This window comes from Synechococcus sp. R6-5, assembly GCF_047461775.1.
Classification (GTDB): domain Bacteria; phylum Cyanobacteriota; class Cyanobacteriia; order Thermostichales; family Thermostichaceae; genus Thermostichus.
Genome location: NZ_JANSHV010000210.1, coordinates 1 through 10100 on the forward strand (window position 1 = coordinate 1; position 10100 = coordinate 10100).

Consider the following 10100-nt stretch of genomic DNA (forward strand, 5'->3'; position numbering starts at 1 on the left):
CCAGAGCCGGGAAGTATGGGATGGAGCAGATAGCAGAGACCTCTTGACTACTCATCAATCCATTCTGCTTCCGAAGTTGGTTTGCTAGGTGTTGCTACTGTGCCCCTTGATTCCTTAACAGGCTGTACTGCTCCATCCCTATGCACGAAGAGGGATGCCGCCGCCCTAATTACTGGGAAGAGACTCCCAGATACTTTGTCCCTCTAATGTCCCTCTAGTAAGAGGTACTGCACCACGAAGCACTCAGTGCTGCCGCAGGCGAACAAGCTGGCGGAGTTCGCAGTTACTGTATCAAGAAGCCGTCATAAAGGGCGGGGCTTGTAACCCAGTTTTCTGGTCAATGTGGCGTTGGCATCTCTTTGTGCTTTATCCTGAGGGGCGATAAGCTAAAGTACAGCAACAACACAGTCCTAAACTGGGAACTTTATTGATGCCTCCGCGCTCCTCTTCCTCCCAGAGTGGCTCTACCCCATTCCCCTTTCTGGAGGGGCGGGGTGCTGCTGCCGACGGGGCTGAGTCGAGCTTACCGCTGGGACAGCGTTTGCTGCGGGCGGGTCTGATCTCCCAATCCCAGTTGGCTCAGGCTCTGCGAGAGCAACAGCAAAACCACCTCAAGTTGGGAGAAGTGTGTCTCGAGCGCGGCTGGCTCACTCTGGCTGATCTCTACCGCTTCCTGCCCAGCCAGTCCCTTTCTCTAGGAGAGATTTTGGTGGCGCTGGGCCATTTGGATTTCGAGCAGTTGCGGGTTGCTCTGGCCCAACAGCGTCGCTACGGGCGGAAATTGGGGGAGATTCTCACCTGGAAAGGCTGGGTACAGCCAGCCATTTTGGATCGCGCCTTGGATGTTCAGGTGCAACTGCAACGGATGGCTTCCCCCAATGCGTGGGAAGCACTGCAGCCTTTTTTGGCTAAGGATCCCGTACCCGAGGTTCAGCCTATCCCCCGAAGATCGACAATTCCTGGCCGAGAAGACCCAGCTCAGGATTGGCCTGTACCCGAAGAGGCCAAGATCCCTTGCGAGGGAACAATTCAGCCATCGAGTCTCGAATCCGCAGTTGGGGGAGATCCCATCCCTGGAACATTGGCTGCGGCGGCCTCGGATCCCTTTGCCGATGAGCCTCAACCGGCCACCTTGGCTGACTACCGCAAGCAAGTGGAAGCCTTGCGGCTACAAATCGAGCTCCAGGAACAGGAATGGGATCGGATCCTGGCCAGCATGAACCAGCAGATTGCCGATTTTCAAAGCCAGTATCAGCAGCGCATTCAAAAACTGGAAGCCACCATCCGTCTCCAACAAGCAGAGCTCCAGCACCAGGCAACGTTGCAGCAGGATTTGCGGGTTTGGCGGGAACAACTGCAAAGGCTGGAAACGGAGCTGGCTCTTGCCCGCGCTGCTGAGCAAAGGGCGCAGCGGCAGTTGCAAACCCAGCAAGATTGCTATCAGTCGGAATTGGAGCAGTTGCAAGAGCAAATCCAGATTCTGCAGAAACGCCAGTCGGAGTTGGTGCCCAGCAGCGTTGTGACTGACCTACGCGCTCAATTGGAAGCGGCGCTCCAGCAGCTCCAGCAGCTCCGGTCGGGGCGGGATCAGCTGCAGGCCCAACTTGCCCAGCAAGCTGCAGAGCCAGAAGCTGCCCCATCCCGGCATCTGGACTCCTTCTGGCCAGAGCAGGTTGCCGCTTTAGAGCAACAGATTGCGGAGCTGAGGGCCGCTTTGCAGATGTGGCAAGAGCGCTACGCCCAGCTACAGCAAGAGCACGAGGCCCAAATGGCGCGGCTTTCCGGCTATGTTCCCCCAGAGCAGGTGGAAAGCTTACAGGCGCAGCTACAACAACTGCAAGCGGAAATGGCGCGGCTGATGGCAGCCAACCGTGACTACGAAGCGCACCTTGCTCAACTGGAGGAGCAACTGCAGCAGAGCCAAGCCCTGATCCACCAGCTCAGGGCAGAACGGGCCGAGGCCGACCAGCGCATTGTCCAACTGGAGGGATCCCTGCAAGCCCGCCAAGAAGCCTTGGAGCAAGCTCAACAACAACTGAAAACCACGGGATCCCGCCTCAGCGCCCTTCAACAGCAGCAGGCCAACTTGACGGTGGAACTGCGAGATGCGCGAGAGCTGCTAGCGGCCTACCGACAGAGCCTGGAGTCCCTGCAAGAGAATCTCAAGATTGAGCAGAATCGCAACCGTCTGCTGCAGGTGAGTTACGAACAGCAAAAGCTGATCGCCGAGGCAGCGCAGGCTCAGTTGAGAGCAGCCAACTTCTCTGGCTCAACCGCCAAAGATGGGCCAGCACGCTTGCGTGAGCGAAACGCAGTCCTTACGGGGAGACCGGAGGAACCTGCGACCGATGCCGGGGAGCTTCCCGCCAATCCTGAGGACACGCCGACGGATCCTTTGCTGGCGGAACTCACCCCCTGGGCCAGGCATCTGTTCCAAAACTTGCAGGCAGCGGGCTTGCTGGATCGGCCCCAGATCCAAGACATCCTCAGCCGCTGGCAACAATCAGGGGGCAAGCTGACTGCGGTCATCGGCGAGTGTACCGGCCTGAAGGCAACCACGATCAAGTTCTTTGCGGATGGGGGGTATTCTGCCCGTTTGTCGGGGTGCCGCACGGTGGGAGAGTTCCTCAAGGCTGCCGACTTGTTGGCTGCTGAAGTGCTGGAGTCCTTGCCGCCGATGGATGAATCTTCGCCCCACTGGGGGGATCCCTTGGTGGAGCGGGGGTTATTGCGACCGGAGACGCTGCAGTATTTTCGCAAACATTTCCTGCCAGCTTCTGCCAGCGGATGCTGAGATATGCCAGAACTCCGTCCGAGCGCCGAGACCGTCAAGCGGATGAAGGTCTTGCCTCCACAGCACATTGTCGGGCAGGAGATGGCGGCACGACTGCTTGTGGCGGCCCTGGAGAAGGGGCGGGTGACTTCCAGCTACTGCTTCTTGGGCCCCCAAGGGGTGGGGCGGAAGCTGATGGCCCGTTGGTTTGCCCAGGCCCTCTTGTGCGAATCCAGCTCCGGGATCCCTTGCGGCAAGTGCTCCCACTGCCGTTGGCTGCTGGCGGGCAACCATCCCAATCTCCACTGGGTCAGCCCCACCTACCTGCACCAAGGCCGCCTAATTGCGGCAGACTCCCCGGAGGCGCAAACCTTGCAACGGCGCTCGCCGCCCCAAATTCGCCTGGAGCAGGTGCAGGGGGTATCCCGCTTCTGTGCCCGCAAGCCGATTCGAGCCCAGCGAAAGGGCTCCCCCCCGCTAAAGGACTCCGTCCCGCTTACGCGAACGGGAGCGGTGGTGGTGCTGGAGGGAGCCGAAACCTTGGCGGAAAGCGCTGCCAATGCTTTGTTGAAAACCCTGGAGGAGCCAGGCCCAGCCCATATTATACTCATCGCCCCCCAGGCGGCCTCGCTGTTGCCGACGCTGTTGTCCCGCTGCCAGATGGTGCCTTTTCGCCGCCTCAGCCCAGAAGAGGTCGACCGGGTGCTGAGTGGGTTGGGTTGCCCAGATCTGGCAGGGATCCCTCGATCCGAGCTGATTGCCTTGGCCCAGGGCAGCCCCGGCTTGGCCTTGCTGGCCCACCAGCACCTGCAGCAGATCCCGCCGTCGCTCCTTGAGGAACTCAAACGTTGGCCCTGGCACTCTTCTCTCCAGCAGGCATTGGAATTGGGCAGAGCGGTGGCCAGTTTGGAGCTGCCGGCACAACTGTGGCTGATCGATTATTTGCAGCAGCATTTTTGGGCGCAGGGATCCCGTCAGCCGTTTGCGCCAGGGGTGCAGAGCGCCATCCGGCAGTTGGAACGCATTCGCCAACACCTGTTGCAACTGGTGCAGCCCCGTCTCTGTTGGGAGGTCAACCTTGCCAGCATTAGCCCGGGTGGGTGATGTGGTAGCTGCCGTCGGCTTGTACCCAGGCGATCTCCGGGATCCGACATTGGCGGGCATAGGCTTCGATCTCTTCAGGGGCCCGATCCAGCAATTCCAGCTCCACCGCCTCCAATTCTCGCCAGCGGGCGGCCAAGGCCAGCGCCGCCGGGATCCCTGCCGGCACCAGGGGCACCACCAACCGTTTGCAGCCCATCTCCTCGGTTTGGGGATCGGGGGGCAAGAGCCGCAGCAGCGTATCCGGCAGAAGGGTAAAGCCGATCCCCGGCTGTTCGACCTGCTGAGGGCTGTAGAGAGCATGCAGCCGGTCGTAGCGCCCCCCCAGAGCAATGACCTCCCCGCTCGCCACCGCCTGAAAAACGATACCGGTGTAGTAGGCCAGGGTTTGCAACAAGCTCAGATCCAGCACCACCCGCACCCCATGTTCCTCCAGCACCTGGCAGAGCTGCCGCAGATCCCGCAGCCGCTCAGGCGGCACAGGCAACTGAGCCAGGTCAGAAAGAACTGAGCCGGGCTGTCCCCGCAGCCCCAGAATCTGCAAGCCAATTTGGCGGGCGGCTTCCGGCAGAGGGGCCGATTCCAGGTAAACGTAGTCGAGCTGGGCAATGGCACGGCGCACTGCCGCTTGAGCCGTGGGGGCAACGGCGCTGAGCAAACTCTCGGTGAGGCTGACATCTCCCAGCAGCAGCGTCCAGGCGGTCTCCGTCCCGTTTACACAAGAAGAGATGCCGATCGAGCGAATGCAATCGGCCAGCAGCAGCAGAATCTCGGCATCTGCCAGCCATCCCCCTGCCCCGATCAGCTCCACTCCGGACTGAAAAAACTCCTGGCTACTGTAGGATCCCTCCTCCCGCCGGCTGTTGCGAAAAACGCTGCCGTGGTAGTAGAGCCGCAACGGCAAAGGCCCACCGGCTAGACGGGTGGCTGCCGCCCGCACAATGGAAGCAGTGAACTCGGGGCGCAGCCCCAGCATCGTCCCTTCGCCATCCCGCAGTTGCAGCACCGACTCAGCGCGGATGGATCCCCCCGCCAGCAGCGTTTCCAGCCGCTCTAGGGTGGGAGTGATGATGCGCTGGTAGCCATGGCGCCGGAAAACCCGGGTCAGCTGAGCCTCCAGCTTCTCCCGCCGTTGTACTTCCCGCGGCAGGAGATCCCGGGCACCGCTGGGGGGGCGCAGACTGCTGGAGACGGTGGAACTGGCCTCAGGGCGGGGATCCCAAAAGTGCTCCGCACCGCTACCGCGAGAGTGCTCCGCACCGCTACCGCGACCGTACACAGGGCTGCTCCAGCAGAGGATCCTGCTGCATCATACCGGATGTTGGAGGTCAGCTGGGATCCCGGGGAAACTCAGGCCACTCCCAGATGGGATCCGTGGAGCGCACTCGGTGCATTCCTGCTTCCGCAAAGCGGGCGAAGGCGGCCTCCGCCTGTTCGCTGAAATCCACAACGCCGGGAATCACCACCGGCGAGGTGCAGTCCTCCAGAAGATAAACTTTCTTGGCCAAGCTGGGATCCGTGGCTTGGATTTCCTGCAGCAGGTCACTCACCGTCCAGGCCACGCAATGGCTTTTGGCTTGGCCAGCCACGATCAGCGCATCAAACTGCAGCAGGTGGCGGATAAGAGGCTCATTTTTCTCGTCGATGGGATCCCCTTCCGGCCCGGTCAAGACCTCCGGGCTGAGTACGGAATAATTCTCCGTCAAGGGGTTGGCTCCCTTGAGCTGCAGGCTGGGCTGGCTGCAGCGGGCCATGCTGTGAAAGAAAATCGCCTCCTCCACCGCTGGCACCAGGGCATGGCCAATCCCCCCCAGCATGGAGTGGTAGGGCCAGACGATGAGGGGATATTTCCCCCCCTGCTCCAATTGCTCGGCGTAGTGCAGAGCGTAGACCTGCAACCGCGTCAGATCCCCCTGGGTGAGGTTGGCAGCCATGGCGGGGTTAACCCGCCAGCGTCCGCAGCGGATATCGGCTGCCGAAATGGCCGTGGCCGGCTCAGGATGGGCTCCCTGCGCGTCCACCCAAAAGACGGGGTGGAAGATCTGCATGGCCGTGTGGGTGTCGAGAGTGGCAATGATCTGGGTGAGGCAAGCCAAATTGCGGTAGATGAACTGACAAAGCCGTCGATTGTCTTCCACCGCTCCCAATCCGCCGGAACCGGCCACAAACAACTCAAAGCCGGGAATGCAAAAGGTGTTCTGCACATCAATGAGCAACAAGCCCACCCGCACCCGATCCGCCTCTGCCGGCGGGATCCCTTGCTCCTTGGCCCAGAGCTCGGCTTCTGCTGCCCGCTGTTGGTAGGGCACGCGCCAAATCTCTCCCACCCGCTCCGGATCAAAGTGGGGGGGAAGGCCCGCTGGAGCCTTAACAGTTAGCTCCTGTAGAGTGGTATTCATGGCGTTCTTCCGGTGGGGGCTGGATTGACCAGGCTTGCACCCGCTCGATAGAGTTGGACGGGTAACACTTATGGTTGGTTTCACTATAAGTTGGGGGCAAGATTTTGTCCAGATGGCCGCCTGTATTTCTGGCTGAGTTTGGGTTTGGTGTCTTGTCGAGGCCGATTTTTAAGGTTTTTTGGGGTTGTGATGCTTCTGGTGGATCCCTACAAGCAGCCTTACTTATGGTAAGTTTCACTATAACCTTCGCAACAGCCCTCTGCTCGATCCCGCCGTTCCCCACTGGCTTCTGCCCCGAGGTTTTTCATGTTGAGCCCTGATTTCTCGTCGTTGCGGCCCCAAGACTATGGCCTGCTAACCGACCTGTACCAGTTCACCATGGCCGCCTGCTACGTGGGGGAAGGGCTAGAGTCTCAGCCCGCTGCCTTTGAGCTGTTTGTGCGGCGCCTGCCCACCGACTATGGCTACCTAATCGCCATGGGGCTCACCCAGGCAGTGGACTATCTGCAGCAACTGAGCTTCGCCCCCGAGGCTTTGCGAGCGCTGCGGGAAACGGGCATTTTCGCCGATGCGCCGGAGCGCTTTTGGGAGCTGCTGGCCCGCTGCCGGTTTGAGGGGGATGTGTGGGCGGTGCCGGAAGGAACCGCCATTTTCGCCAACCAGCCCCTGTTGCGGGTGGAAGCCCCCCTCTGGCAAGCCCAACTGGTGGAAACTTACTTGCTGTCCACCTTTAACTACCAGACCCTGATCGCCACCAAGGCGGCCCGTATGCGAGATGCAGCAGGGGATGAGGCCATTTTGTTGGAGTTCGGCACCCGGCGAGCTTTTGGTCCCCAGGCGGGGCTGTGGGCAGCCCGGGCGGCTCTGGCGGCAGGGTTCAATGCCACCTCCAACGTCTTGGCAGCCCTGAAATTGGGGCGCAAGCCGGCAGGAACCATGGCCCATTCCCTAGTGATGGCCATTGCTGCTCTCTCGGGAGACGAAACCCGCGCCTTTCAATCCTTTCGGCGCTACTTTCCCCAAGCTGCGCTTCTAATCGATACCTACGATCCCATCCAAGGGGCGCGCACAGCAGCCCAGCTCTTTGCGGCCAGAAGCCCAGATCAACTGGGATCCCAGGGGGAAATCGGCGGGGTGCGCATCGACTCGGGAGATTTGGAAGATCTCTCTCGCCGGGTGAAACAAATTTTGCCTCAAGGCGCCCCGGTGTTCGTCAGTGGGGATTTGGACGAATACGAGATCGAGCGCCTGCATCGCTCCCAAGCCCCCATCAGCGGTTATGGGGTGGGCACCCGCCTGGTGACCGGAGAAGGCGTGAACGGGGTGTACAAATTGGTGGAAATCAATGGGATCCCAGTGGCCAAAGCTTCCTTTGCCAAAGCCACCCTTCCCGGTCGCAAGCAGATCTTTCGCGGCCCTGAAGGAGACTTGTTGGGCCATGCTGACGAGCCCCCGCCTCCTGGCTACGAACCGCTCTTGCGCAAAGTTATGGAAAAAGGGCTGCTGCTGGATCCCTTGCCGGATCTGGAAGCCATTGCCCGCACCAGCCGCGCTTCTGTGCTGCGCCTGCCCCAGGGAGTGCGACAACTGCGCCAGCCGGATCCCTGGCCCATGGCCCTGACTGCAACTTTGCAACGGTTGAAAGACCACACCCTTGGCCAGGAATGTGCCTCGGCGGGCACGGCCTGAGGAGAAGGAGTCCCGCTGCACTATAATGTTCTAGCTTCAAGGTCTCCGCTTTGAGGTTTGAGTTTTGCCATTGGACTTGAGCCTCAGGCCATTTTGATTTTTGGTGTTTTCCTAGTCTTTGCCCCCAGCTCTATGACCCAACGTGCCCTAATTACCGGCATCACCGGACAGGATGGCTCCTATCTGGCCGAGCTGTTGTTGAAGAAAAACTACGAAGTTCACGGCATCATCCGCCGCGCCAGCACCTTCAACACCGACCGCATCGACCACATCTACGTGGATGCCCATGACCCCCAGGCTAGGCTATTCCTTCACTACGGGGATCTCACGGATGGCACCACCCTGCGCAGGATCCTGGAACAGGTGCAGCCGACGGAAGTGTACAACCTGGGGGCCCAATCCCACGTGCGGGTGAGCTTTGATGCGCCGGAATACACCGTCGATGCAGTGGCCATGGGCACGCTGCGTCTTCTAGAGGCCATCCGCGACTACCAGCAGCGCACCGGGATCCGGGTGAAGTTTTACCAGGCAGGCTCCTCGGAGATGTTCGGCCTAGTGCAAGAGATCCCGCAAAAGGAAACCACCCCCTTCTACCCGCGCAGCCCCTATGCCTGTGCCAAGGTGTACGGCTACTGGCAGACGGTCAACTACCGCGAAGCCTACAACCTCTTCGCCTGCAACGGTATCTTGTTCAACCACGAAAGCCCACGGCGAGGGGAAACCTTTGTAACCCGCAAGATCACCCGCGCCGTCAGCCGCATTGTGGCCGGCAAACAGGACAAGCTCTACCTGGGCAACCTGGATGCCAAGCGGGACTGGGGCTACGCCAAAGACTACGTCGAGGGGATGTGGATGATGCTCCAACAACCCCAGCCGGATGACTATGTGCTGGCTACCGGGGAAACCCACACTGTGCGCGAGTTTGTGGAACGGGCCTTCGCGCTGGTGGGCCTGCCGATTACCTGGAAAGGCTCCGGCCAAGCCGAACAGGGGTTGTACAAAGACCAAGTGTTGATCGAGATCGATCCCCGCTACTACCGCCCAACCGAGGTGGATCTGCTGTTGGGGGATGCTTCAAAAGCCAAGCGAGTCCTAGGATGGGAGCCCAAGGTGAGCTTCCCGCAGTTGGTGGAGCTGATGGTGCTGGCCGACTTGGAAGCCATCGGCCTGGATCCGGATCCCATCTTGGGGGAACGGCGCACCCTCAACGGCCTGCTCAGCGAAGATCGCGCTTTCATCCGCACCCAGCTGGGGGTTCACTACGACTGACAGGGTGAATACAACGGTGGAGACGGGATCCCAAAAGACAGCCTTGACCCCTTGTCCAAAGCAGGAACTAAACGCTTAATATAGTAGATCGCTGATTCTTTTGGTGCCTCGTCCTCTTGCTCCCCAGCTGACCATCTCTTGCTGACTTTGTTTGCTGATTTCGGAGAAATGCCCGCATGTCCCGCTACACAGGCCCCCGCCTAAAAATTATTCGTCGCTTCGGGGGACTTGATCTGCCCGGCTTGACGCGCAAGCGCCCCAAAAATACCAACCCGCCCGGTATGCATGGCGCCGAGCGCAAGAAAAAATCCGAATATGCCATTCGCTTAGAAGAAAAGCAGAAGGTGCGCTTCAACTACGGGCTGAGCGAGCGGCAGATGATCCGCTACATGCGCAAGGCACGGCGCTCCAAGGGATCCACCGGTTTGGCCTTGCTGCAAATGCTGGAAATGCGGTTGGATTGCATCGTGTTTCGTCTGGGCATGGCTCCAACCATTCCGGCAGCTCGGCAGCTCGTGAGCCACGGCCACATAGAGGTTAACGGCCAAAAGGTAACCATTCCCAGCTATGGCTGCAAAGTGGGGGATGTGATTACAGTAAAAAATAAGGAATCTTCCCGCAAGCTGGTGGCCGCCTACGCGGAGTATCCGGGGTTGTTTTTGCCGGACTACCTGGAGTTTGACAAAGAAAAGCTGCGCGGACGCATCAAGGAATTGCCCCCCCGCGAGCAAATTTGCGCCCCGGTCAACGAGCTTTTGGTGGTTGAGTTCTATTCCCGCAAGCTCTAGGGATCCCCTTTTGTGGCCATTGCAAATTGCAGGGGAATTTTGGGCAGTTTGACGTTCTGATACATTTACGCTGAACACTGC

7 protein-coding genes and 1 pseudogene are annotated in these 10100 nt (G+C 60.0%); 6 read left to right on the plus strand and 2 right to left on the minus strand.

What is annotated here, in order from left to right:
- From NW818_RS10950 to NW818_RS10960, 3 genes and pseudogenes are all read left to right on the plus strand, one after another.
- A pseudogene (locus tag NW818_RS10950) lies at positions 1-110 on the plus strand (IS630 family transposase); the annotation flags it as partial.
- Positions 111-430: 320 nt separating this feature from the next.
- A complete protein-coding gene (locus tag NW818_RS10955; protein ID WP_414424568.1) occupies positions 431-2794 on the plus strand; it encodes a hypothetical protein in 2364 nt (787 codons plus the stop codon).
- A gap of 3 nt (positions 2795-2797) precedes the next feature.
- Positions 2798-3877 carry a DNA polymerase III subunit delta' gene (locus tag NW818_RS10960; protein ID WP_414424569.1) on the plus strand — a complete coding sequence of 360 codons (1080 nt, stop codon included), beginning with the start codon at positions 2798-2800 and terminating at the stop codon, positions 3875-3877.
- Here the strand turns inward: NW818_RS10960 and NW818_RS10965 are convergent.
- Together NW818_RS10965 and NW818_RS10970 are read right to left on the minus strand one after the other, a co-directional pair.
- On the minus strand, positions 3861-5153 hold the full coding sequence (locus NW818_RS10965) for an ATP phosphoribosyltransferase regulatory subunit (protein WP_414424570.1): 1293 nt from the start codon (positions 5151-5153) through the stop codon (positions 3861-3863). The two genes, NW818_RS10960 and NW818_RS10965, sit on opposite strands and share 17 nt — an antisense overlap.
- Before the next feature lie 49 nt (positions 5154-5202).
- A complete protein-coding gene (locus NW818_RS10970) occupies positions 5203-6273 on the minus strand; it encodes an isochorismatase (protein WP_414424571.1) in 1071 nt (356 codons plus the stop codon).
- A 306-nt stretch (positions 6274-6579) separates the two neighbouring features.
- On the opposite strand from NW818_RS10970, the gene NW818_RS10975 reads away from it, so the two are divergent.
- The 3 genes from NW818_RS10975 (at position 6580) to rpsD (ending at position 10019) form a co-directional block, all read left to right on the plus strand.
- The gene (locus tag NW818_RS10975) at positions 6580-7962 is read left to right on the plus strand and encodes a nicotinate phosphoribosyltransferase (protein WP_414424572.1); all 1383 of its coding nucleotides are present in this window, start codon (positions 6580-6582) and stop codon (positions 7960-7962) included.
- A 132-nt stretch (positions 7963-8094) separates the two neighbouring features.
- Entirely contained in the window at positions 8095-9231 is a 1137-nt protein-coding gene (gmd, locus tag NW818_RS10980) for a GDP-mannose 4,6-dehydratase (protein ID WP_011432725.1), read from the plus strand.
- A gap of 176 nt (positions 9232-9407) precedes the next feature.
- Positions 9408-10019 (plus strand): 30S ribosomal protein S4, encoded by a 612-nt coding sequence (gene rpsD / locus NW818_RS10985; RefSeq protein WP_011432724.1) that lies wholly within the window; start codon positions 9408-9410, stop codon positions 10017-10019.
- Positions 10020-10100: the final 81 nt, after the last annotated feature.